The organism is Saccharomonospora marina XMU15, assembly GCF_000244955.1.
Taxonomy (GTDB): Bacteria; Actinomycetota; Actinomycetes; order Mycobacteriales; family Pseudonocardiaceae; genus Saccharomonospora_A; species Saccharomonospora_A marina.
The window spans coordinates 1,653,647-1,677,867 of record NZ_CM001439.1; the positions used below are offsets into that span (position 1 = coordinate 1,653,647).

A 24,221-nucleotide genomic window follows, 5' to 3' on the forward strand; every position below is an offset into this window, starting at 1 on the left:
GCCCGCGGCACCGTCAGACATGGTCTCGCGGGATCACGTCGTGCCAGTCGCGGGAGAACAGCCTGCGCGAGCCGTCGTAGGCATCCAGCCGCGCGTCGACGACGAACTCGCTCTCGGTACAGGACAACGTGGTGTGCGTAACCGTGCACGCCTGCCATTCACCCCGACCGAAGGCAACGGTCCAGGTGGTCTCGCCTCGGGCCGATTCGAAATCGTCGGCCGTGCTCGTGTAGCGCTCGTGAGCGGCGCGGGAAACCTCCAGCCCGATCGCGTCGTGGCGAACGGTACCCGAGTCCTTCTCGATCTCCAACGCTGACACCGAACGGTCCAGGTCGCGAGTGACATCCCAGCGGTGTCGCCCCGGCCGCACCCGGGTGGTGGACACCGGTGCCGTGCCTTCGGCTTCACCGAAAGGGTTGCGCGGGGCATCGTCCGGTTCTTCTGCCGGGCGCACCGGGAGCACCAGCTCGCTGGATCCGGTATGGACGGACAGCACAACCGGTTCCGGAGGCGGCCACGCCAACGGCCAGTACGAGGTGGAAAGCGACAGCCTGATCCGGTGGCTGGGCGGGAAGGCCTGGGCCACGGCGTTGAGTTCGATGGACACCCGGTACCGCCTGCCGGGTTCCAGGCACTCCGGCCGCTCGTGGCCGTTTCGATGCGTGAGGTTGAGCAACCCGTAGCTGACCCGCGTCGCTCGCCCGTCGGGCGCGACGTCGGAAAGCCGCGCCGCGATCATCGCGGTGGGGCGGTCCGCCGACACGTCGAGTTCCACCACGGGGGCACCGAGGATCTCGCAGGTCTGCGGCAGCGGGTCGGTTTCGAACACCAGCGAGCCGCCGTCCTCCTCCCGCTGGTCGTACGGCAGGTCGGGTGGCGCGTTGTAGGAGGCCCACTTCCCCGCGAACTGCCCGACCGACAGCGGTGAGCTGATTCGCAGCTCCCGCTCGGGAACCTGGCCGCGCCGCTCGGCCAGCCGGTGACGGTCCAACGGAAACCGAAGCGACCGGACGTGGGGCGACGGCCAGCACGGTTCCCCCACCCAGCGTCCCGGGCGCTGCTCGTACGACGTCGACGGCGGCACACTGTCCTGCATCCAGGCGTACAGCATCGGGCCGTCGAGCACGCCGTTGTCGATGTCCTTGAGCCAGTGATCCCACCAGCGCACCACTTCCTGCAGGTAGCCGATGGCAGGGCCCGGCTCACCCAGATGCGGGAACTTGTGCGACCACGGGCCCACCAGCCCCTTTCGCGGCACGTCCAGTTGCCGCAGTAGCCGCATGACGGCGTTGGAGTAGCCGTCCGCCCAGCCACTCGAGGCGAGCACGGGACAGCGCACGTCGCCGTAGTTCTCGCAGACCGAAGCGTGCCGCCAGTAGTCGTCGCGGTGCTGGTGGCGCAGCCATTCGGTCACCCAGGGTCTCGCGCCTTCCAGCCGTTGCAGCCACATCTGCCGCCACTGCTCGCCGACCACCGCCGGGTCCGGCGGAAGCGTGCTGTGCGCGAACATCGTTCCAGCTTCGGCGAGGTTGTCCGACAGCAGGCAGCCGCCCATGTAGTGCATGTCGTCGGCGTAGCGGTCGTCGGTGAACGAGGCGATGACGATGGCGTACAGACTCGCCGGTCGACGCGCCGCCACCTGCAGCGCGCTGAACGCACCCCAGGAGATGCCCATCATCCCCACCCTGCCGGTGCACCATGGCGCGCTCGCCACCCACTCCAGCACGTCCTCGGCGTCGAGTTGCTCCCGCTCCAGGTACTCGTCGGTGAGGACCCCCTCCGACTCGCCGGTGCCGCGCAGGTCCACCCTGACACAGCAGTAGCCGTGGCCCGCCAGGTAGGGGTGGTGAATGGAGTCGCGAACGGCGGTGAAGTCTCGCTTGCGGTAAGGGATGTACTCCACGATGGCGGGGAAGCGATCGTGGTCGGACGCCACCGGGCGCCAGATCCGCGCGGCGAGACGGGTGCCGTCGGACACCGGAATCGAGACGTTGTCCTCCTCGACGATGTCGTACGGCAGTGAGTAAACCGTGCGCATTCAGCGGCCGGCCTCCTCCTCGTCGTCGTCGAACTCGTCGTCGTCATCGAACTCGAAAGGCAGCAGCCGAACCGCCTGCTCGTACTTGCGCTGCAGCTCCGCCTCACTGTCGGCCCCGACGTAGATGTGTGCGAGCTCGTAGCTGTAACTGTCCTGTCCGTCCAATTCGGAAAGCCGTTCGCCGGCCGCGGGGATGACATCGATCACCACGCCCGGAATCTCGAGCTGAGCCTGGTCGACCTCGGCCTTGCTCGGTACCCGCCGCACGACGCCGTCGCGGAACCGACGGTAGTACCACTTCGCGGCGAGCTCGTACGGCCCGGTCCTGCTCGGTAGGTCGGGGTTCTCACCCAGTCCCAAGCTGATCATCAGATGGTGGTTGGGAACGCCGTCGACATACTCGAACAGTTCGGCATGTGACTGTGAGTGTCTGGGATTGATCTCCAGCACGTTGACTTCGCCGGTTTCGGTGTCACAGAAGAACTCGACGCTGAAGGTGGAGTTGTCCAGTCCGATCTGGCCGATGATCCGGGCCGAGATGTCCTCCATGCGCCGTACCATCGGAGCGGGTAGTTGACAGGGATACTGGTGGCGCAGGAACGACGAGGGGTGTTCGGGGTAGTTCAGCGAGTCGAGTGTGCCGTACACCGTGACCTCACCGCCGTGCACGTAGCCCTCGGTCGCCGCCTGCGCTCCCGACATGGCCTCCTCGGCGAGGCACGCCCTGCCACCGGCCGCCGCGACCTCCGCAGGGAGGTCGAGTTGTTCGAGGAAGTATTCGAACGGCTTGCCGACCCGGTCTATTCCGGCCCGGATTCGTTTCACGGACTCGGTGAACTCGGCATCGTCGTCCACACGGTAGGCCAACTCCGATGAGAACGACTTCACCGGTTTCAGCCACATCGGGTAACGCAAGCCGGTGGGAGGAGCAGGGGCGTCCAGGTCAACGAGTCCGAACCTGGGGTGCTCGTCGATGACCTTTGCCTGCTCCAACCTACTCCAGTATTTGTGCTCGCATTTCACTACCGCTTCCAGTGTCGCGCTCGGCAGGCCGTAGCGATCGCACAGCAGCGGAATCATCGTGGTGACCGGGAAGTCCCAATAGCCCACAATGGCGCCGATGTCGCCTTCGAAGCTGTCCAACTCGTCCTGCGCTGCTGCAAGGAGATCGGGAACCGATATCTCACCGCGCTGCAGCTGCTCCGGGCTCAGCAGCGGATGGAACCGATAACGCACCGAACCGGGAACATCGCCGAGCGTGCGAAGATTCGCCTCGTCGAGACCCAGCACGAAAACGTCGATCTGGCTCACCGGCCCACACCTCCCACCACGCACGGCGACTGCGACACCATGCGTCCGTCGTTGTCGTCCGATCGACGTACCCACCGACCAGGTAGCCACAAACGTCACTGCAGCCCCAGTTCCCGCAATGCCGGGCGAGCAGTCACCTATCGAGCAGCCGCGCTCACCCTGTGCGTTCCCACACGCGCGACGCCCGTTACCGCATGATTCAGCACGTGGGGGATTCGTGTTGAGACAGCAGGCTTTGGGTATGTCGCCGTTATGGCAACCATTGAGAGTAATGCGACGTTCAAGCCTGGCCAGCAGACGCCGGTGAGCGGTTTCTACGAATGCGACACGGGATGCGGCCACAGGTGGAGCACCAACGTCGCCGGCAATGTGCTGCCGCCGCTACCCGCCGACTGCGCGGGCTCGGCATGGAAACTGGCCCGACAACGGCCGCAGTGATCACATGGCGTACGAGCAGTGACCCCGGGCGGACGTTGAGCGACCCTTCGCCACCACCGCCACCGACTGCGAAGGGTTGATGTCGACCGCGCCCGTGGGCACCTTCTCGCGCAGGGGCGCCAACCTTTGTCCGACCCCGTTTCCCCACATGGCTCCTCGTGACCGCTGCCCGACGTGGTTCGGTCACGCCGATCCACCGTATCCATCGTGGGTCTGCGTTGCGACCCGACAGTGGACTATGTGGATGGTGGGGATAGGCAAGACGGAAGCGTTGGCCTTCTACGGTTTGCGGAAGTCGCGTCATTGGCAACCTCGGGCCGGCTGGAACAGCTCGTAGGCGATCTGGTAGCCGGCCAGGGACGGGACGAAGAAACCGGGGAGAGCAGTGTGCGTCCGCGACCGCGAGACCGGCGACCAGGCCCTCGCCGGTCTCCACTCCCGCCAACGCAGGCACAACCTGCACCAAGGTGGAGCTGCGGCGCCGGCGCAGGGCTCACCTCAAGACGGCGAGCGGTCGGTCGTGTTCGGTGTGGAGCCGCCACAGTTCTTGGGCCACCGCGTCCGGTTCGTGCCGTGCTCCTGGGCCGATGGGCCCGACGATCGTGAGTTGCGCGGCGTGCACGCCTTGATCTGCGAGCGCGTCGTGCAGCATGCGCACGTAGGAAGACTCGGCCGCATAGGCCATTGCTGACACCGCGCGGTCGCGGTGTGGCTCGACGGCGGCACCGCCGGTGGTGAACAGCAGGGTGCCGCGTCCTCGCCGGCACATGTCCGGCAGCACCGCGTGGACAGCAGCCACGGCGGCGACGACGCTGAGTCGAAGCGCACTCGCGACGTCCGACGGCCCGGTGTCGAGTACCGGCTTGATCCACGCAAGGCTCGGTCGTGGACTGAACAGCACTGCCTCGATCGGACCTAGCCGTTCGCGTAGCACGCCGACTGCCGCCGAGAGTGCCTCGGCGTCGGTGACGTCCGCGGTTTCGGTTGCGGTCGCTACACCCTTGCAGTCCAGGTCGGCGGCCACCGTCGCCAGACGATCGGCGTTGCGCGCGATCAGCCCGACCGGATGTCCCTCACGGCCGAACCGGCGGGCCGCCGCGCTGCCCAGACCCGGCCCGGCGCCGATCACGATGAACGAGCCCGCGTCGCTCATGCCTGCTCCAGATCGACGGTCTTGGTCAGCGCCTCGTCGGCGTCGATCTCGCGTCGCATCCGGTCCACGCGGGCGCGTGCTCCGGCGAGTGCGTCGGAGCCGAGCAGCAGCCGCAAGGGTGGCCGGGCCCTGTCCACGACGGTGGCTATCGCCGCCGCGGCTCGTGCAGGGTCGCCGGGCTGGCGTCCGGACACGGCCGGTGTGGCATCACGGCGCTTGCCCGCCGTCTGCTCGTAGTCGTCCAAGCGCGTGGGCGACTGCCGCATCGACCGTCCTGCCCACTGGGTGCGCAGGCCGCCCGGCTCCACGATCGTCACCGCGACGCCCAGCGGCGCGAGTTCCGCCGCCAGCGACTCCGACAGACCCTCCAGCGCGAACTTCGTGGCGTGGTAGTAGCCGGTTCCGGCGAAAGCCGCGAGGCCACCGAAGGAGGAGACGTTGACCACCCGTCCCGAGCGGCGGGCCCGCATGCCGGGCAGCACTGCTTTGAGGACAGTGACCACGCCGTGCACGTTGGTCTCGTACAGGGAGCGGACCGCGGCGTCCTCGCCCTCTTCGATGGCGGCGAGGTAGCCGTATCCGGCGTTGTTGACCAGGACGTCGACGCGTCCGAACGTCTCTTCGCAAGATTGGACGGCGGCGGTGACCGATACCGGGTCGGTGACGTCCAGCCGCAGGGCCAGCGCGCGGTCGCCGTACCTGCGGGCGAGGCCTGCCACGGCCGTGCTGTCGCGGGCGGTGACAGCGACCCGGTCACCGCGCTCGAGGGCGTGCTCAGCCAGAGCGCGGCCCAGACCGCTGGAACATCCGGTGATCAGCCACACCGTCGATTCGTGGGTGTCGTTCGACATACCTCCATGGGACAGGTGGGCTCGCGAGCGTGCCAGGCCCCGCTGAAGGTGGCTCCCGCAGGGACAGGCTGGCGCCTGGCCACGACTGCCAGAAGCGGTAACCTTGTTCCGGATGGCACGCGACCGCAACGAGCTCGGCTCCTTCCTGCGCAGCCGGCGGGAGAAGGTCGACGCCGCCTCCGCCGGCGTCGTTCACACGACCCGACGGCGAGTCAAAGGTCTGCGCCGCGAGGAATTGGCGCTGCTCGCCGGGCTCAGCCCGTCCTACTACACCCGGATCGAGCAGGGCCGCGACCGGCATCCGTCCCGTGAGATCCTCGACGCCCTGGCCCGCGTGCTGCTTCTGAACGACACCGAGCGCGCCCATCTGTGGTCCCTCGCGATGCCGTCGCTGGCGCCTGCCACCCCCCATGCTGCTTCCGCGCACACCGTGCGGCCGGGAGTTCTGCACCTGCTGGAGCGGTGGGCCGACATGCCCGCGTTCGTCGTCGGCCCCAGCCGCGACGTGCTGGCCGGCACCCCGCTCGCCGCCAGGGTCAACCCGGCGTGGAGTGTGGGACACAACCTGATCGAGTTCACCTTCCTCGACCCGAGGGCGCGAGAGGTCTACCCCGACTGGAATGAGATCAGCACGCAGGCCGTCGCAGGTTTGCGCGCCACCGCGGCCACGCGTGGCGCGGAGCTTGACGGCTTCGTGGCGGGGATGCGTGAGCGCAGTGAGACGTTCCGGGCACTGTGGGACTCCCACGACGTGCACGACCGCGTGACGGGTGAGAAACAGCTGCGCGTCGACGGCGTCGGCCTCGTCCGTCTCAGCTTCGAGACCTTCGCGATTGCCGGACCCGAGGGGCACGTGCTGTACGTGTACTTCCTGCAACCCGGCAGCGAGAACCACGAAGCACTCAGCAGCCTCGGCTGAGCAACTCGGTGCGCGACTACCGGTGCCTCGGCGAATCGCGAAAGCCCAGCAGGAACGTGCGATCGTCCACGGCGACGAGGCGGACTACCCTACACCCGGCCAAGTGATCCCCGCGGGGGATCGTAACCACTGGTGGGTTCGGCGAAAGCAGAGCAGCGCCGACGCGTCCCACCTGCCCGCCAAACCAACCTGGAACGCCGGCCAGGCCGCGGTACTCCCTTCCCAGCTTCGCTAGCCCGCAGACCCACGCGAGACACGGCCGACACATCCGAACCGCAAAGCAGATCTGCTTCGCACACCGAAGATTCGCAGCTTGCTCCGGCATCCTGCCCGCCGCGTGGCAGGTGCTGCCCGCAAGCGGAGTCGAGGCTGACCCGTTCAGCGACAGGACGGAGCGCTACGGAAGCGGCCGTCGATCACGTTCATGCTGTCCTTGTGGCGCTATGGAGACGCACTCGCATGCCACTGGGTCGCTGCAGCTACGCCCGAGCCGATGACAGTGCCCGATGAAGTGCCCGTGGGCAGCTGGCGCCGCGTCTGCTGGGACATGAGATGTGCTCCTGATCGCCCGCTGGTGCCAGCTGCGGTTGCGACCGAGAAGGCCGGCTCGTACCGAAGCGACGTGTCGACGAAACTCTGTTGTTGTGGTGGGCTCAGTGGGTGAGAGCATGCCGCCGCCCGTGGGCACCCGCAGACAGCAGCCATTGAGCGATCACCGGACGGCTCTCAGGGCTGATGTCGACGAAGCGCCTGCGGCGGTCGGTCAACGTCCTCGTGGTCCCCGTGGTCCTCGTGCCACAACAAGACCCGTTGCGGCTGCGGTCGCTCACAACCAGGCTCACCGTGGTCGGGCGCTACACCCAGCATCCCGGCCAGTTGACAGACAGTCAGCGGACCGAACGCCGCGAATGGCCACGACCGGCCAACCTGACTCGACCGGTGCACTCATCAGGCGCCGAGCGAGCGGACGCTGGAGTCCGACGCGCGTGGGAGTCCGACGCGCGTGCCGGTGCAGCCCGGGGCGGCCTGGCCGCCGAAGCGGCCAACGCGGGGCCGTACCTGCGTAAGACCGACCCGCGCGCGACGCGCTGCCATGGGCCAACGCGGGTCGCCGTATCTGCATGAGAGGCCGACCGGAACCTGACCTGGGGATTAGCGTTCCCGCCGCTATGCTGACGTGCGGAAATGCTTGATCAGGTAAGTGCCCCCGGCAGGACTCGAACCTGCGACCTAGAGATTAGAAGGCTCTTGCTCTATCCAGCTGAGCTACGAGGGCCCAGTGGCGGTCGTTGCTGGTCACGCCACGTAACTCCAGCTTAGCCACCACTGTCGATCTGATCGTTCGAGACCGGCCATTCGTTTCACCCCTCACCCATACTGGTGACGTCAGGCGTCGCTGCAGGTGAGCAATGACACACCGGCCGCCGATTCTCGAGCCACGGCGGCCGCGGGCATACGGCGGTCGAACGTATGCCCGCGACCAGGGCCGCGGCGTATCGCCTCGCGACCCCCCGGAGCACCCGGCCGCTCACCGTTCCCCATTCGCGGCAACCGCGTGCCCAGCACCTGACGTGTCGGTCGGTATCCGTTCCAGCGGTGGTTCTGCCGTCAGTCGGGCAATGTGGCGTGCTCCGCGGCGAGTACCGTCGAACTCCCGTGACGTCAGTTCCATATCTGGATCGCTCGCACGACGTAGGGACTTCGTGGCACGAACGTTCCGGGCCCGGGATAGGTGCTGAAGTCGGCCTCTGTGGAGCACTCGCGATCCTGATATACGGTCACATGCCGATCGATGTGGTTGGCGAACGCGTTCGCTTCGAAACCGTCGGGAAATGGCATGCACTCCTCGGGGTTTGTGTTGCGCAAGTCGAAGCGTATGACGGCTCCGCCGTAGTCCGGCTCAGGCCAGCTGCAGAACTCTCCTTTCTGGCAGGAGTGTGCCTGCGACGGTGAAGGAGTCGGTGATTGCGTCGCATTCGCGGCCGTCGATCCGGACAGCAACAGTGTTGTCAGCACCAGGACACCGGGCAGCCAGGTTCGTAGGAATGCAAGATGACTGTGCATCGTGTCGATCCTCCTGTCGCTTCAGGGAATGGATTCGTTCGGGTTGGCAGGTGGAGTCAACGATGCCGAATTGCCGAGTGCGGGGTCACCGGAAATTTGCGTGACTGTGGATAAGTAGACGCGCGCAACTCGTTCGAGTGGCAGTTATCCACAAGAACATGGAAGGCTGGTGCGCGCAGGTGCGAAATGCTAACGGGATGGGGCGGCGGTGGATTCCCGTACAACGAGTTCCGTCGGCAGGGTGAGTGGCTTCGGCGGCTTGCGTCCGGCCAGCAACCGCAGCGCCAGTTCTCCCGCCACCGTGCCCTTGCGCACCAGATCCTGCCGCACCGTCGTCAGCGGGGGTTCCGCCCACCTCGCGGGTGGTGTGTCGTCGAAGCCGACCACCGACAGCTCCTGCGGGACCCGCAACCCGAGGTGCCGCGCGGCCGACAGCGCCGCGAGTGCGAGTTCGTCCGACATACACAGCAGCGCGGTCAGCCGAGGTCGCGATCGCAGCAGCCCCACCGTCGCGTGGAATGCCTGCTCGCGCGAGATTCCGGAGGTCTCCCACACGGGCACCTCTTCACCCGGCACCCCTGCCGAGGCCAGGACCTCGAGGTATCCCGCCAGGCGGTCGCGGTTGTCGCGAAACCGGCTACTCAAGGCCTCGGCGATCGACAGCGGGCCGTCCCTGGGCTCCGACAGGCACTGGGCCGAAAGGACGCCGACCTGCCGGTGCCCCAGCTCCACCAGATGCCGCGCGGCGGCCATGGCGCCGCCGGTGTCGTCGACCTCCACCCGCGCCGACCCGGAAACCACCGGCTGGTCGATCACCACCAGCGGCAGCCCTCGATCCCGCACGGCCCGCAGTGCCGGCGCGCCGTCCGCCAGCGAGTAAGCCACCGCCAGGTCGGCCTGCGCCGACAGCACCCGCTGCGCGCGCGGCCCCCCGTGATCCCCGCCCGGCAACAGGAGCAATGCGTGCCCCTCGGCGTCCACCACGGCAGCCAGTGCATCGAGCGTGATCGAAAGGGCCGGATCGGAGAACGCGGAGGAAAGGCCGGTGTCCAACATGAAGGCGATGGCATCTGCTCGCTTCGTCGCGAGACTGCGCGCCACCGGGTCCGGGCCGGGGTAACCCAGCCGCCTGGCCGCCCGCAGCACCTCGTCTCGCAGCTCCGCCGAAAGCTGATCGGGCCGGTTGTAGGCATTGGAGACCGTGGCCCTGGACACACCGACGGCCTGCGCGACGTCGTCCAGAGTCGGCTGCTTCCGCCGCGTGCTTGCCACACGCGAAGCCTAGTCGACACGCAAACCCCCTTGCGGTTCTGAAGCGCTTAAGACAGGCTGGGGCAAGGCTTACTGCCGGGTAAGGGGGTGTCGAGGTGGCGCGAAGGATGTCGGTTGTGCTGATCTTCGCGTTCAACGGAGCCACACTCGGCAGTTGGGCACCGCGCACGCCCGCGCTCGCGGAGCAGATCGATGCTGGACCGGGCAGGTTCGGCCTCGCTCTGCTGGCGGGCAGCGTCGGCATGTTGCTCGCGGCGGCGATGTCCGGCCGACTCGTCGAGCGCTTCGGCAGCAGGGCCGTCATCGTCGCCTCCGGTCTCGCCGTCTGCGGCGTTCTGCCGTTGCTGGGTTACGCACCGTCCCTGGCGTGGTTCGGCATCGCGTTGTTCGGGCTCGGCATGACGTCGGGAGCGCTCGACGTGGCCATGAACATGGCTGGTGTCGTCGTGGAGCGCTGGGAAGGCAAGCCGATCATGCCGCTGTTCCACGCCGGATTCAGCTTCGGTGCGCTCGCCGGTTCCGGCATGGCAGCGCTGGCCGCCGCCGCGCGTTGGTCGCCCACCTGGCATTTCGCCGCGGCCGCCTTCGCGGGTGGTGTGTTGCTCATGGCCGTCGTCAGGTGGCTGCCGGGCCACGCTCGCGAGTTGAAACGGGTAACGGGAGCGGCCACGGGCCGAGGTCGCCCCGCCCGCCGCCCCGCGCTGTGGTGGCTTGCCGCCATCGCACTGTGCTCGGCGATAGCCGAAAGCGCCAGTTCCGACTGGTCCGCGCTGCTGCTCGCCACCGAGCAAGGCACGGGAGAGGGCCTCGCCGCGCTCGCGTTCGCCGGCTTCACACTGTCGATGGCACTCGCGCGGCTCGCGGGGTCGTGGGCGCAGGCAAGGTTCGGTCCGGCGCGGGTGCTCGTCAGTGGTGCCGCGCTGGCCGGCTTCGGGTTGGTGGCAGCGGCCGCCGTCGGTATCCCGTCGGTGAGCTACGCCGGCTTCGTGCTCGCGGGTGTGGGTCTGGCCGGGTGCTTCCCGATCGCGCTCGGGCTCGCCGGTGAAGCGGGTAAGCGTGCGGACGGCAGCGGTGGCGAACGAGAGGTGGCCTTCGTCACCGCCATCGCATACACCGGGTTCCTCGCGGGCCCACCCATGATCGGTGGCATCGCACACCTGACTTCGTTGTCGATGTCTTTCGTGGCCGTCGGCGTCATCGCTGCCGTGATCGCCCCCGCCACGGTCGCCGCCACGCGAGGGCTCGCGCGGGAACAGCCGCGTGCGGCCGACCTGGTCCGCTGACCGGGACTTCGCGAGGTCGGCCTACCCTCGTATCCGTGTCCACCGCAGCCGAACCCGCTCCGGCCGCCGCCACTCGTCGCCGCGCGGCCATGGCGCCGCTGCTGGCCGTCGCAGTGTTGTTGGCGACCGTGCTCGCTGTCGGCCTGGTCGCCCTGACGGGAGGGCTCAGCTACGCCGTCGCGGGGCTGACCGATCCCGGCGATGTCACCAGGTACGGCATCGTGGTGGTGCGTGTGGGCGCCGACGTCGCCGCGGCGGTCACCATCGGCTCGCTGCTGCTCGCGGCCTTCCTGGTGCCGCCACAGCGGTCGGGCACGTTGGCCGTGGACGGCTACGCCGCACTGCGGACGGCCGGCTCGGCAGCCTGGCTGTGGTTCGTTCTGGCCATGGCCTCGATGTTCTTCACCGCGGCCGACGGCGCTGGCAGGCCAGTCATGGAGGTCCTGAACCCGCAGGTGCTGCTCAACTACGTCGAGGCGATCGAGCAACCGAAGGCATGGCTGCTCACCGCGTTCGTCGCGATGCTGATCGCTTTGGGTTGCCGTCTGGTGTTGTCCTGGGGCTGGACGGCCGCGCTGTTCTTCGTCTCGGTAGGCGGCATCATCCCGATCGCGGCGACAGGGCATTCCGCCAGCGGCGGCTCGCACGACGTCGCGACCAACAGCCTGCTCTACCACCTCATCGGCGCCGCGGTGTGGGTCGGCGGGCTGATCGCGCTACTGGCCCACGCGCGGCGCGGCGGTGACCACCTGACGCTCGCGGCGGGTCGGTTTTCGAAGATCGCTCTGGTCAGTTGGGTGGCACTGGCGGCCTCCGGCGTGGTGAACGCGCTGGTGCGGGTGGCTCCGGAGCAGTTGTTGCGCACTGAATACGGCCTGCTCGTGCTCGGCAAGGTGGTCGCCCTCGTGGTGCTAGGCGTGTTCGGTCACCAGCATCGCAAGCGCGCACTGCCGCGATTGGCCGACTCCGGTTCCGCGAAAGGGCAGTTCGTGCGGCTGGCCGCTGTCGAAGTGCTCGTCATGTTCGTGACGATCGGCCTCGCCACGGCCCTGTCACGTACGCCGCCGCCCGCGGAGATCTACGCTCAGCCCTCGACGACCGAGCTGCTCATCGGTTACGACCTGCACGGCCCGCCCACCTTCGTGCGGCTGCTGACAGACTGGCGGTTCGACTTGGTGTACGGCACGGCCGCCATCGTGCTTGCCGTGCTCTACCTGGCGGGCGTGCGGCGGCTGCGCAGCCGGGGGGACAGCTGGCCCGCGGGTCGCACGGCGGCGTGGCTGGCAGGCACCGCGTTGCTGCTGTTGGCCACGTCCTCCGGCATCGGACGTTACGCACCCGCGATGTTCAGCGTGCACATGGTCAACCACATGCTGCTGTCCATGTTCGTTCCGGTACTGCTCGTGCTGGGAGGACCGGTGACTCTCGCGTTGCGCGCATTGCCCGCAGCGGGCAGGGACGCGGCCCCCGGGCCTCGCGAGTGGCTGCTGGCCGCGGTCCACTCGCCGGTGGCGAGAGTGCTCACCAACCCGATCGTGGCGCTGTTCCTGTTCGTCGGTTCCTTCTACGGCCTGTACTACTCGGGGCTGTTCGACACCGCCTTGAACTACCACTGGGCTCACCTGGCGATGAACGCGCACTTCCTGCTGGCCGGGTACGTCTTCTTCTGGCCTGCGATCGGGGTCGACCCGGCCCCACGCAGGTTGCCGCCGCTGGGCAAGCTGGGCCTGGTCTTCGCCGCGATCCCGTTCCACGCCTTCTTCGGCGTGACGTTGATGAATATGCAGACCGTGATCGGTGAGACCTTCTACCGGGGTCTCAATCTGCCCTGGGTGGGTGATCTGCTCACCGACCAGCAGTTGGGCGGGGGTATCACCTGGGCTTCGGGGGAACTGCCTGTCGTCATCGTGATGGTGGCGCTGCTGATGCAGTGGGCCAGAGCAGACGAGAGGGAGGCACGGCGACGCGACCGCCGCGAGGACGCCACCGGCGGCCAGGACCTCGCCGCGTACAACGCCATGCTGAAGCGACTGGCCGAGCAAGGCGAGCCACGTAGGTGACGCCTGCGCTACCACACCACCACGACAACTTCCTCACATCGCGGTCGGCTGTGGCCCGGTTGTTCAACTACCGGCCGGTTGTCCACAGATCTTGCGTCTCCGCGATCCAGTGGGCCTCGACGGTGCAGGCTGGAGCCTGCTCCCCAGCACCGGGGCGAACGAAGGGACGAGGACCGTGGCGATCGGCGAGACACACCTGACCGTGGTCGGGAACGTGTGCAGTGAACTGAACCGCAAGACGCTGGCCAGCGGCGACGAGGTGGTCAGCTTCTGGCTGCGCAGCAACGAGCGAAGGTTCGACAAGGAAAGCGGAGGCTGGACCGATGGGCGGCATTTCTCGATCAGGGTGACCTGCTGGCGACGTATTGCGGACACCGTGGCCGCCTCGCTGTCGAAGGGCGACCCGGTGATCGTCAACGGGCGCCTCTACACCAACCGGTACGAGGCCGAGGGGCAGCCTCGGTCGATTCCCGAACTGGAAGCGCTGGCGATCGGCCCGAACCTCGCCAGATGCAGTGCCAGTGTGCGGCGAGACAGTCGAGGCACCCGATCGGGTCCCCCATCGTGTGACCGGCCCGGTGAGTTCGGGCCCACCGGCGGCGACCAAACCGGGACCGGGCAGCGGGTGACGGCGGCATGAGCGCGTCGCGGTGGGTATATGCCCGATCACGAAGCGGGAGAACGGCCTACGGTCGGTGCCGGGACGGTGACCGGCGTCAGGGAGCCAGCAGGCTCGCTCTACGATCGTTGTATGGCCGAGTTCATCTACACCATGAAGAAGGTGCGCAAGACCGTCGGGGACAAGGTGATCCTCGACGACGTCAGCACCGCGTTCTACCCCGGTGCGAAGATCGGCGTGGTGGGACCGAACGGTGCGGGCAAGTCCACCGTTCTCAAGATCATGGCTGGGCTCGACCAACCGAGCAACGGCGAGGCTTTCCTGCAGCCGGGGGCCAGCGTGGGCATTCTCCTGCAGGAACCACCGCTGAACGAGGAGAAGACCGTACGCGGCAATGTCGAGGAGGGGCTCGGCGAGATCAAGGTCAAGCTCGACCGCTTCAACCAGATCGCGGAACAGCTCGCCACCGACTACAGCGACGAGCTCATGGACGAGATGGGCAAGCTGCAGGAGGAACTCGACCACGCGGACGCCTGGGAACTGGACTCGCAACTCGAGCAGGCGATGGACGCGCTGCGCTGCCCGCCAGGGGACGAGCAGGTGGCACACCTGTCCGGTGGCGAGCGCCGCCGGGTCGCCCTGTGCAAGCTGCTGCTGTCGAAGCCCGACCTGTTGCTGCTCGACGAGCCGACCAACCATCTCGACGCCGAAAGTGTGCTGTGGCTGGAGCAGTTCCTGGCGAACTACCCCGGTGCCGTGCTCGCGGTGACCCACGACAGGTACTTCCTCGACAACGTCGCGCAGTGGATCATGGAACTCGACCGCGGTCGAGTCGTCGGGTACGAGGGCAACTACTCCACCTACCTGGAGAAGAAGCGCGAACGACTCGAGGTGCAGGGCAAGAAGGACGCCAAGCTCGCCAAGCGGCTGCAGAGCGAGCTGGAGTGGGTCCGGTCGAACGCGAAGGCCAGGCAGACGAAGTCCCGTTCGCGCCTGGACCGCTACGAGCAGATGGCCGCGGAGGCCGAGCGGAACAAGAAGCTGGACTTCGAAGAGATCCAGATTCCGCCGGGGCCGCGACTGGGCAATATCGTTGTCGAGGTCGAGCACCTGCGTAAGGGCTTCGACGACCGGTTGCTGATCGATGACCTGACGTTCACACTGCCGCGCAACGGCATCGTCGGTGTGATCGGGCCCAACGGGGTGGGCAAGACGACACTGTTCAAGACGATCGTCGGGCTGGAGGAGCCGGACTCGGGCAGCGTGCGGATCGGCGAGACCGTGAAGCTGTCCTATGTGGACCAGCAGCGGGCCGGTATCGACCCGAACAAGACCGTGTGGGAGGTCGTGTCCGACGGACTCGACTACATCCATGTCGGCCAGGTCGAGATGCCCTCGCGGGCGTACGTCAGCGCGTTCGGCTTCAAAGGTCCGGATCAGCAAAAACCCGCCGGAGTGCTTTCCGGCGGTGAACGCAACCGTCTCAACCTCGCGTTGACGCTGAAACTCGGCGGGAACCTGATCCTGCTGGACGAGCCGACCAACGACCTGGACGTCGAGACACTGGGTTCGCTGGAGAACGCCTTGGAGCAGTTCCCGGGCTGCGCCGTGGTGATCTCGCACGACCGCTGGTTCCTCGACCGCGTGGCGACACACATTCTCGCCTGGGAGGGAGATGACGAGAACCCGGCGAAATGGTTCTGGTTCGAGGGCAACTTCGAGGGCTACGAGAAGAACAAGATCGACCGGTTGGGGCAGGAAGCCGCTCGGCCGCACCGGGTGACGCACCGCAAGTTGACCCGCGATTGACAACAGCGGTGTGAACGTCCAGCGTCCCCAGCACTGAGCGAACACCCGGAGCAACCGTTGAGCGGAGTCCCCGTGAGAGCCACTGAGCACACCAGCCGAAAGGCGGCCAACGGTCGCCATCCCGCTGTTCGCGAGGGTGAGGACGGGGCGACCGCCGCGGTCGAGCAGCTTGTCCGGCAGGCGGCACTGCTGCAGGTGCGTGCTCCCGAACTCGCCTTGGTACTCGGTGAGCGAGCCGCCTCGATCGCGGAGTCGGCGGGCAGGAACGAGCTGTGGATTCGCGCGGAGACACTGGTCGTGCAGGCCAGAGTCAGCTTGGGCCACCGTGCGTCGACGGTGGCAAGGGCGGTCGCCGCGTTACGTGCGGCAGAGGATGCCGGGCAGCAGCCGATGGCCGCGCAGCTGCGGACCGACCTGGCGGTGTGTGCCCGCAGCGTCGGAGCGCCGCTGACCGGGCTTGCAGTGCTCCGTCCGGTGCTGACCGTGAGTGGGCTTTCGGCGGCGCAGCGCGCGGCGGCACTGTGTCACCTCGTGGGCTGCCTCGGCACCCTGGGCCGCAAAGCCGAACTCGACCGGATACTGATGGAGGGCGACCGGCTCATCTCCGTGGACGACACCATGGATGCGGACACCAGGCTGGTGGCCAGAGCCATGATGCGAGTCGGTATCTCGGCACATCGGCGCAGGCACGGTGACCTCGTCGGGGCCGCAGATGCGGCACGCACCGGAATCGGCTTCCTCGACAACCTCACGGACGCGGGCGCCGATGGCGGGCTCGCGCGGTCGCGCCTGGTGTTGCAGCTGGCGTGCGCGCTGCTCGACAGGGGTGACGGTGAACTCGCACTGGAGATAGCCGAACCTCTCGTCACCGCACCCGAGCGGGCGGCGAGCGTGGCGCCGGTGGGTTGGCTGCGGTTGGCCGTCGCTACGCGGGTTCACCTGGCCAACGGCTCGGCTGAGACGGCGGCACGCATTCTGCGGCATGCCGTGCACAGCGTGGACCGGCACGGGCTGCATGCGCTGACCGCACGCTTGTGGCTGGAGCTGGCCAACGTCGAGGAACGTATCGGCCAGGCGACGGAGGCGATCCAGTGCCTGTACCGTGCCCGAGCGTCGGAACACCTGCATGCCAGGACCCGCAGCCAGGCCAGGGGGGCGCTGACGGGTGAGTTCGGCTCCGGTGAGCAGGCACCCGTGGATCTCGCGGAGGTCGTCGCCGCGGCGGCACGGGCTTCCGCGGGGAAAGCGCCGCAGCCCGCGGCCGCGCCGACCACGCCACAGCAGAGCCGAACGGCAGGCGGACAGCCGCGGCAGACGCAGGGGGACAGCGAGCAGCCGAAGGTCGCGCAAGGAGGCCGCAGGCGGGCGACCTCGCCCACGGAGCAAGGCACACCGGATCGCAAGCGCAAGGTCGTGTTGCCCATGCTGCGCATGGCGCAGCAGGCAGAGCAAAGCGAGAGTGCTCCCCCGGAATACGAAACCGCGTCGCCGCAGGCGCCACGGCCGGGCTTCGATCCCGATCCGGAACCCAACCGCGGTGGCCAGGAGCCTGAGCGTCAGGAACGCGCAACCGGTACCGGGTGGCGGCAACCGACCTGGGACAACGCTCAACCTGCCTTCAACTCCCGACGCAAGCGGCACGATTCCGAGCACGGCTCGGTCGCGGCGAGGTCGGTGCTGGATCGGCTCGGCATCTCACCCGGTGGTGCAGGCGGCAGGCGAAGGGCGGCGAACGACGGCGAGGCACCGGATCAACCGGAGACCACGGGCCCGGCTGCTGCCTCGAAAGCCGAGTTCTCGCAGGCCGCGACGCAGGAGAGCCCCGCCGTCGACGAGACCGGACCGCTACCGCCGGTGGGACCGGCACCGTCCGATGGCTACGGTTGGCTGCCGCGGCTGAAACTGCCGCCGTCCTTGGCGCCGCTGGAGGATCTCAGTTCCGAGGAGCCCACCCTGTCGCACTCGCAGTCGGATTCCTCGGGGCGGCCGAGCGCAGAGGCCGACCACGAACGCCGGGAACCTGTGGAGCAACCCCGAGTGCCCGCGGAGGAGCCACCGCCGGACGCGGGCCTGGCCGAACTCCTTGCCAGGGCGCTCGCCGAACACCAGGCGGGTACCTCCAGCGCTGCCGCGTTGGTGAAGCGGCTCGGGGTTGAACAAGGCGAACCAGATGAACACGGCGAGACCGGTCGGCGACCCCGCGTGAATGGCAAGCACCGCAACGAGTAACGGCGCCCGGCGTCGAGGCTTGCCCGGTCACAGTAAGGTAACCCTGGAGCGGCACGACGTGGTGTGAATGCCAGGGAGTGGAGAGTTGCGTTGCCTGAGATGAGCTCGACCGGAGTCTCGGTTCGATCGGCCGAAGAGGGACTGGACGGCTCGATGCGAGATGGTCCCCGACGGTCTCGCAGCCCGGAACAGATCCGGGACGAGTTGGTCGACTCGGCCGCCTCGCAGACCCCCGACATCGCAGCTCTGATCCGCCTGTACTACCGCCTCATCCCCGCCGAGGAGATCATCGGCGACGAACCCTCGGACCTCGTCGGCGCGGTGCGTTCACATCTCGAGCTGGCCGCGGAACGGGTTCCCGGCAGGCCGGTCGTCCGGCTGTTCAACCCGACCATCGAGCAGGACGGCTGGGCGCGGGAAGCCACCGTCGTGCAACTGGTCACGGACGACATGCCGTACCTGGTCGACTCCGTCGCCGCCGAGTTGTCCCGAAACGGCGTGCAGGTACAGCGCATCGTCCACCCCATCGTCGTGGTGAGCAGGGACGTCACCGGGCACCTGCTGCGGGTACATCCCGAGGCCGACGTCGCGGAGCCGCCGGCGGGAGCGGCCACGGAATCCTGGATGTATCTCGAGATCGATCCGATCGGGGACCCGCACCGGGCGCAGGACCTCGATCGCCGACTCACCGCGGTGCTCGGGGACGTGCGCGAAGTCGTCGAGGACACCGAGAAGATGGCCGAAGCTGCGCGCCGCATCGCGGACAGGCTGGAGGCCGATCCGCCGCCGTCGCCAACGGAGGACGTCGAGGACGCCACGAAACTGTTGCGGTGGCTGACCGAAGGGCACTTCACCTTCCTCGGTTACCGCCGCTACGAGGTGGTCGCCGACCCCGACGGTGGCCAACCGGCGCTTCGCGCGGTGCTGGCCTCCGGCCTCGGTGTGCTACGGCAGGACAGTCTGGCCGCGCGCAGCCTCACCGAGGGCGCCGACCGTGCCGCGCAGGCGCTGAACCCGACCTTGCTGGTGCTGACGCACGCCAGCGCACCGTCCACAGTGCACCGTCCGGTGTATCCCTACTACATCGGGGTGCGGATCTTCGACGAGCATGGCTACATCAAGGGGGAACACCGCTTCCTCGGCATGTTCACCACATCGGCGCTGCACGAGGACGTGCTCGACATCCCGGTGATCGATCGCAGGGTGCGCGAGGTCATTCACCGAGCGGGCTTCCCGATGGAGTCCTACTCCGGGCAGCGGATGCTCGAGGTGCTGCAGAACTGGCCACGCACGGACCTGTTCTCCGCCGACCTCGATTCGCTGTACGTGACGGCGACCGGCGCGATCACCCTGGCCGACCGCAGGCGGTTGCGGCTGTTCCTGCGCAGGGACCCCTACGGCCGGTTCTACTCGTGCCTGGTCTTCCTGCCCCGCGACCGCTACACCACCCGGTCCCGGCTGGCCATGCAGGAAGTGTTGCTGGACGAGTTGGACGGAACCCACCTCGAGTACAGCACGCGGCTGGGCGAGACCATGCTGGCGCAGGTGCACTTCACCGTGCACACCGACCCCGTCGGCACCGCCGAGCCCGACACGCTGCGCATCCAGGAGCGGCTGAACGAGGCCGTGCGTAGTTGGGACGACCGTATGGTTGACGCGATCCTCGCCGAGCGCAGGGTCAGGGCGGGCGACGGCAGGGCCGTGACGCTCGCGGGGGAGGAGTCGGCCACCGAACAGGGCCAGCGTTTCGCGCAGATGTTCCCCGAGGCCTACAAGGAGGACTTTCCCGCCGAGGTCGCGCTCGCCGACCTGCGCAACCTGGAGGCGTTGCACGGCAGCGACGACCTGAACATGTCGTTCTACGTTCCCGACGACGCGGACCCGGGCCAGCGGCGGTTCAAACTGTATCTGCTCGGCGAGGGTGTCACGCTGTCCGCGCTGCTGCCGGTGCTGCAGCGGATGGGCGTCGAGGTGATCGACCAGCGGCCCTACGAGTTGCGGCGCGAGGACGGCAGCCGGGCGTGGATCTACGATTTCGGTTTGCGCGTGGAGCCCAAGGTGCTCGCCGAACTCGACGAGCAGGCCGAGCGCGATCTGCGCGCCCGGTTCCAGGACGCGTTCGCCGCCGCCTGGTTGGGCAAGGCGGAGACCGACGGCTTCAACGCGCTCGTGCTACGCGCGGGGCTGAACTGGCGCCAGGTCGCGGTGTTGCGGGCCTACTCGCGTTATCTGAGGCAGGCAGGCAGCCCGTACTCGCAGGAGTACATCGAAAACGCCGTGTTGAACCACACCGAGATCGCCACGGCACTGGTGCGGTTGTTCGAGACCCGGTTCGGGCCCGGCCTTGATTCGCAAGAGCGCGCGCAGCGCACCGACATTCGGATCGCGGAGATCAACACCATGATCGACGCGGTGACCAGCCTGGACAGCGACCGAATCCTGCGCAGGCTGCTGGCGGTGATCGTGGCGACGTTGCGCACCAACTTCTGGGTGGCTGACGAGCAGGGCAGGCCGCGCCCCTACCTGGCCTTCAAGCTCGACCCGCAGCAGGTTCCCGACCTGCCGGAACCCCGCCCGGCCTACGAGATCTTCGTGTGCTCGCCCCAGGTGGAGGGCGTGCACCTGAGGTTCGGTTCCGTCGCCCGTGGTGGATTGCGCTGGTCGGACCGCAGGGAGGACTTCCGTACCGAGATCCTGGGTCTGGTGAAGGCGCAGGCCGTGAAGAACGCGGTGATCGTCCCGGTGGGAGCGAAGGGCGGTTTCGTCCTGAAGACCCCGCCCGCGCCGACCGGCGACCCCGCGGCCGACCGCGATGCACTGCAGGCCGAAGGCGTCGCCTGCTACCGGATGTTCATCTCCGGGTTGCTCGACCTCACCGACAACCTCGTGGACGGTGAGACGGTTCCGGCTCCGAACGTGGTCAGATACGACGGAGACGACAACTACCTCGTCGTGGCCGCGGACAAGGGAACGGCCTCGTTCTCCGACATCGCCAACGAGGTGGCCGCCGAGTACGGCTACTGGCTCGGCGACGCGTTCGCCTCCGGCGGCTCGATGGGCTACGACCACAAGGCGATGGGCATCACCGCGCGCGGTGCCTGGGAAAGCGTCAAGCGACACTTCCGCGAACTGGGTGTCGACACTCAGAGCGAGGACTTCACCGTCGTCGGCATCGGGGATATGGCCGGTGACGTGTTCGGCAACGGGATGCTGCTGTCGGAGCACATCCGCCTGGTGGCCGCCTTCAACCACTTGCACATCTTCTTGGACCCCAACCCGGATGCGGCCCGCTCCTACCGGGAACGCAAGCGGCTGTTCGAACTTCCCCGTTCGTCGTGGGAGGACTACGACCGCTCGCTCATCAGCGAAGGCGGTGGGGTGTTCCCCCGCAGCGCCAAGACCGTGCCGATCACGCCCCAGGTTCGTGCGGCCCTCGGGCTTGCCGAAGACATGGTGCGGATGTCGCCCGCGGAACTCGTACACGCCATCCTGCAGGCACCGGTGGATCTGCTCTGGAACGGCGGGATCGGGACCTACGTCAAGGCCGAGAGCGAGACCCACGCCGACGCCGGTGACAAGGCCAACGACGCGGTGCGCGTGAACGGCAGCCAGCTTCGGGTGAAGGTGGTCGGCGAGGGCGGCAACCTAGGGCTGACGCAGCGCGGACGCATCGAGTTCGCCAGGCACGGCGGCAAGATCAACACGGACGCGCTGGACAACTCCGCCGGGGTGGACTGCTCCGACCACGAGGTCAACATCAAGATCATGCTGGACCAGCTGGTGTCGGCGGGGGAGCTGGACCGAGGCAGGCGAAACGACCTGCTGGAGCAGATGACCGGCGAGGTCGCGGAACTGGTTCTGGCCGACAACTACCGACAGAACGCCGTGCTCGGCATCAGCAGGGCGCACGCGTCCCCGATGCTTTCCGTTCACCGGCGACTGGTGTCCGCGCTGGAGGAGAAGGGCGCACTCGACCGCTATCTCGAGGCGTTGCCGAGCGACGCGGAGTTCGCCGAACTCGAAAAGGCAGGCCTCGGCCTCACCTCACCGGAGCTGGCCACGCTGCTCGCTCACGTGAAGCTCGATCTCAAGGACGAGCTGCTCGGCAGCGAACTGCCCGACGCCGACGTGTTCGCGCGCAGGCTCGGGGAGTACTTCCCGACTCCGTTGCGGGACAAGCACGCCGACGGGATCGCCCGGCACCCGCTGCGTCGCCAGATCACCACCACGTTGGTGGTCAACGAAGTCGTCGACGGCGCGGGCGTGTCGTATGCGTTCCGGCTGGCCGAGGAACTCAACGCCACGGCGACCGACGCCGTTCGTGCCTTCGCGGTGGTTACGAGCGTCTACGGCCTTCCGGAGCTGTGGTCGGGCATCTGCGCACTCGACAACGTGGTTTCCACCGATACCGCCGACGCGATGGTGCTGGAGACACGCAGGCTGCTCGACCGTGCCGCCCGCTGGTTCTTGACCAACCGGCCCCAGCCGTTGGCGGTGGGCGCCGAGATCAGCAGGTTCGGGGCGGCGGTGGCCGAGTTGTTGCCCAGGCTCGGCGACTTGGTACGGGGTGAGGAAGCCGACGGTGTGCACAGGCAGGCCGCGTCGCTGATCGGCCAGGGGGTGCCCGCCGAGCTGGCGCGGCGTGTCTCGCTGCTGCTGTCCAGTTACGGCCTGCTCGACATCATCGAGGTCGCCGAACTCGCCGAGCGCGAGGTTGGGCTCGACGCCGAGCGCAGCCCGATCGAGACAGCCGAGCTGTACTACGCGCTGTCCGACCATCTGGGGATGGAGCGCATGCTGGTCTCGGTCAACCAGCTCGAGCGGGACAACCGCTGGCACGCGCTGGCCCGGCTCGCGCTGCGTGACGACCTGTACTCCTCGTTGCGGGCCATCACCCTCGACGCGCTACGGCACACCGATCCGGAGGAAAGCGTGGCCGACAAGATCGCCAAATGGGAGCAGGCGAACGCCTCCCGGCTGGCGAGGGCGCGGGCCACGCTCGACGAGATCGAGACTTCCGGCGGGCTGGACCTGGCCATGCTTTCCGTGGCGGCGCGACAGATCCGCAGCACCGTGCGATGACCGTGGGTCAGTACGTGGCGCTGGTGCGTCCTCGCTGGTCGGACATGGACGTTTTCGGGCATGTGAACCACGCCAACCTGGTGACGCTGCTGGAGGAGGCGCGGGTGCCGCTGCTGTTCGACGGTGCCGAGGCGAAAGGTCTTTCGGAGTTCGCCAAGGGTATCGTCGTGGTGCGGCTGGAGGTGGCGTATCGAACGCCGATCGTCGTCGACGGCCGGGAAGTGCGGGTGGAGATCACGTTGAGCCAATTGAGACATGCCTCGTTCACTCTCGACTATCTGGTTCGTACCGGGTGCGGCGAGGGCGACGAGGTCGCGGCGACCGCCAGTACCGTGCTCGCTCCCTACGACGTCAACCTCGCACGCCCGCGACGGCTGACCGCTTCCGAACGCGCATATCTCAGTTCGCACCTTCCCGGAGGAGCGCCCAGGTGACCGAACTGCGTATCCCGGACCCCGCGGACAGGGAGAGTCTCGGCGCGTTCATCGCCAGGGCGGTTCGGCTGGACGGGCAGGCGGTGGTGCGGCTGCGCATGCGTTCGACAGGGGTGGTCGAGGCGTGGGCGGCCACACCCTTCGAGGTACTGGTGACGCGAGCCGTGGAGGGGGAAGTCGAGCCCGGCGACGTCAGCGTCACCGGCGCCGAACTGCTGGCAGCGCTGACCGTGGCGCCGGGGGAGCGGATGGACCCCGGACCTCCGCGCGATCTGCTGTGGCGTTCGGAACTGCCCGCGGTGAACGGCTGGCGGCGAGTCGACGACCTGCCGGTCACGGTGGTAGCCGATCTCGCCGACCGTGGCGTGGCGCTGGCTCGGGAGAACGTCGGGCCTCACGGGACGCCGCCTGCTTCACTGCTGGACCAGAACGTGCTGACGGTCTCCGGGGAGGGAGTCGAGGTCAACGTGCCCATGCGGTGCCTGCTCGCACTGTCCGGCATGGGGTTCGTGGACTCCTCACGTGAGGGCGACGTGGTGAAGGTGGCCGCGACGGACTCGTGGCTTCGGCTGGACGCGCGTTACGGCGCGGTGTTGCGCCGCAGGCAAGCCCTGCTGCCGCTGCTCTTCTGAACCGCGTGGCCGTACTCGCGGTTTCTC

At 67.9% G+C, this 24,221-nt stretch carries 15 protein-coding genes and 1 tRNA gene; 9 read left to right on the plus strand and 7 right to left on the minus strand.

All coding sequences use genetic code 11. The features are described 5' to 3' along the window. Window positions 1–13: 13 nt before the first annotated feature. From SACMADRAFT_RS07820 to SACMADRAFT_RS07835, 4 genes are all read right to left on the minus strand, one after another. On the minus strand, window positions 14–2,038 hold the full coding sequence (locus SACMADRAFT_RS07820; RefSeq protein WP_009153260.1) for a CocE/NonD family hydrolase: 2,025 nt from the start codon (window positions 2,036–2,038) through the stop codon (window positions 14–16). Continuing rightward, window positions 2,039–3,349, minus strand: coding sequence for an ATP-grasp domain-containing protein (locus SACMADRAFT_RS07825; RefSeq protein ID WP_009153261.1), 1,311 nt, complete (start codon window positions 3,347–3,349; stop codon window positions 2,039–2,041). A 931-nt stretch (window positions 3,350–4,280) separates the two neighbouring features. Continuing rightward, the gene (locus SACMADRAFT_RS07830) at window positions 4,281–4,940 is read right to left on the minus strand and encodes an SDR family NAD(P)-dependent oxidoreductase (RefSeq protein WP_009153263.1); all 660 of its coding nucleotides are present in this window, start codon (window positions 4,938–4,940) and stop codon (window positions 4,281–4,283) included. Beyond that, window positions 4,937–5,791 carry an oxidoreductase gene (locus SACMADRAFT_RS07835; protein ID WP_009153264.1) on the minus strand — a complete coding sequence of 285 codons (855 nt, stop codon included), beginning with the start codon at window positions 5,789–5,791 and terminating at the stop codon, window positions 4,937–4,939. Before SACMADRAFT_RS07835 ends, SACMADRAFT_RS07830 begins: the two co-directional genes overlap by 4 nt. Before the next feature lie 112 nt (window positions 5,792–5,903). Between SACMADRAFT_RS07835 and SACMADRAFT_RS07840 the strand changes: the two genes are divergently transcribed. Then, window positions 5,904–6,710: a helix-turn-helix domain-containing protein gene (locus SACMADRAFT_RS07840; RefSeq protein WP_009153265.1), complete on the plus strand. Its 807-nt coding sequence runs from the start codon at window positions 5,904–5,906 to the stop codon at window positions 6,708–6,710. A 1,202-nt stretch (window positions 6,711–7,912) separates the two neighbouring features. On the opposite strand, the gene SACMADRAFT_RS07845 is transcribed toward SACMADRAFT_RS07840, so the two are convergent. From SACMADRAFT_RS07845 to SACMADRAFT_RS07855, 3 genes are all read right to left on the minus strand, one after another. After that, window positions 7,913–7,986: transfer RNA gene (locus SACMADRAFT_RS07845), tRNA-Arg, on the minus strand. Between the two features lie 386 nt (window positions 7,987–8,372). Beyond that, window positions 8,373–8,774, minus strand: coding sequence for a peptidase inhibitor family I36 protein (locus SACMADRAFT_RS07850; protein WP_009153266.1), 402 nt, complete (start codon window positions 8,772–8,774; stop codon window positions 8,373–8,375). Between the two features lie 189 nt (window positions 8,775–8,963). Beyond that, a complete protein-coding gene (locus SACMADRAFT_RS07855; protein WP_009153267.1) occupies window positions 8,964–10,046 on the minus strand; it encodes a LacI family DNA-binding transcriptional regulator in 1,083 nt (360 codons plus the stop codon). 95 nt (window positions 10,047–10,141) lie between these two features. Between SACMADRAFT_RS07855 and SACMADRAFT_RS07860 the strand changes: the two genes are divergently transcribed. The 8 genes from SACMADRAFT_RS07860 (at window position 10,142) to SACMADRAFT_RS07895 (ending at window position 24,194) form a co-directional block, all read left to right on the plus strand. Continuing rightward, entirely contained in the window at window positions 10,142–11,329 is a 1,188-nt protein-coding gene (locus tag SACMADRAFT_RS07860; protein WP_009153268.1) for an MFS transporter, read from the plus strand. Between the two features lie 89 nt (window positions 11,330–11,418). Then, window positions 11,419–13,389, plus strand: coding sequence for a cytochrome c oxidase assembly protein (locus SACMADRAFT_RS07865; protein WP_009153269.1), 1,971 nt, complete (start codon window positions 11,419–11,421; stop codon window positions 13,387–13,389). Window positions 13,390–13,564: 175 nt separating this feature from the next. Beyond that, window positions 13,565–14,029 carry a single-stranded DNA-binding protein gene (ssb, locus tag SACMADRAFT_RS07870; RefSeq protein WP_009153270.1) on the plus strand — a complete coding sequence of 155 codons (465 nt, stop codon included), beginning with the start codon at window positions 13,565–13,567 and terminating at the stop codon, window positions 14,027–14,029. 111 nt (window positions 14,030–14,140) lie between these two features. Beyond that, window positions 14,141–15,817 carry an energy-dependent translational throttle protein EttA gene (gene ettA, locus SACMADRAFT_RS07875; RefSeq protein ID WP_040925597.1) on the plus strand — a complete coding sequence of 559 codons (1,677 nt, stop codon included), beginning with the start codon at window positions 14,141–14,143 and terminating at the stop codon, window positions 15,815–15,817. A 72-nt stretch (window positions 15,818–15,889) separates the two neighbouring features. Further along, window positions 15,890–18,046 carry a hypothetical protein gene (locus SACMADRAFT_RS07880; protein WP_009153272.1) on the plus strand — a complete coding sequence of 719 codons (2,157 nt, stop codon included), beginning with the start codon at window positions 15,890–15,892 and terminating at the stop codon, window positions 18,044–18,046. A gap of 99 nt (window positions 18,047–18,145) precedes the next feature. After that, complete coding sequence (locus SACMADRAFT_RS07885; RefSeq protein ID WP_198285941.1) at window positions 18,146–23,128, plus strand: NAD-glutamate dehydrogenase; 4,983 nt, start codon at window positions 18,146–18,148, stop codon at window positions 23,126–23,128. After that, entirely contained in the window at window positions 23,125–23,562 is a 438-nt protein-coding gene (locus SACMADRAFT_RS07890; RefSeq protein WP_009153274.1) for an acyl-CoA thioesterase, read from the plus strand. The genes SACMADRAFT_RS07885 and SACMADRAFT_RS07890 overlap by 4 nt, the downstream gene beginning before the upstream one ends. After that, a complete protein-coding gene (locus tag SACMADRAFT_RS07895; RefSeq protein WP_009153275.1) occupies window positions 23,559–24,194 on the plus strand; it encodes a hypothetical protein in 636 nt (211 codons plus the stop codon). The genes SACMADRAFT_RS07890 and SACMADRAFT_RS07895 overlap by 4 nt, the downstream gene beginning before the upstream one ends. Window positions 24,195–24,221 lie beyond the last annotated feature (27 nt).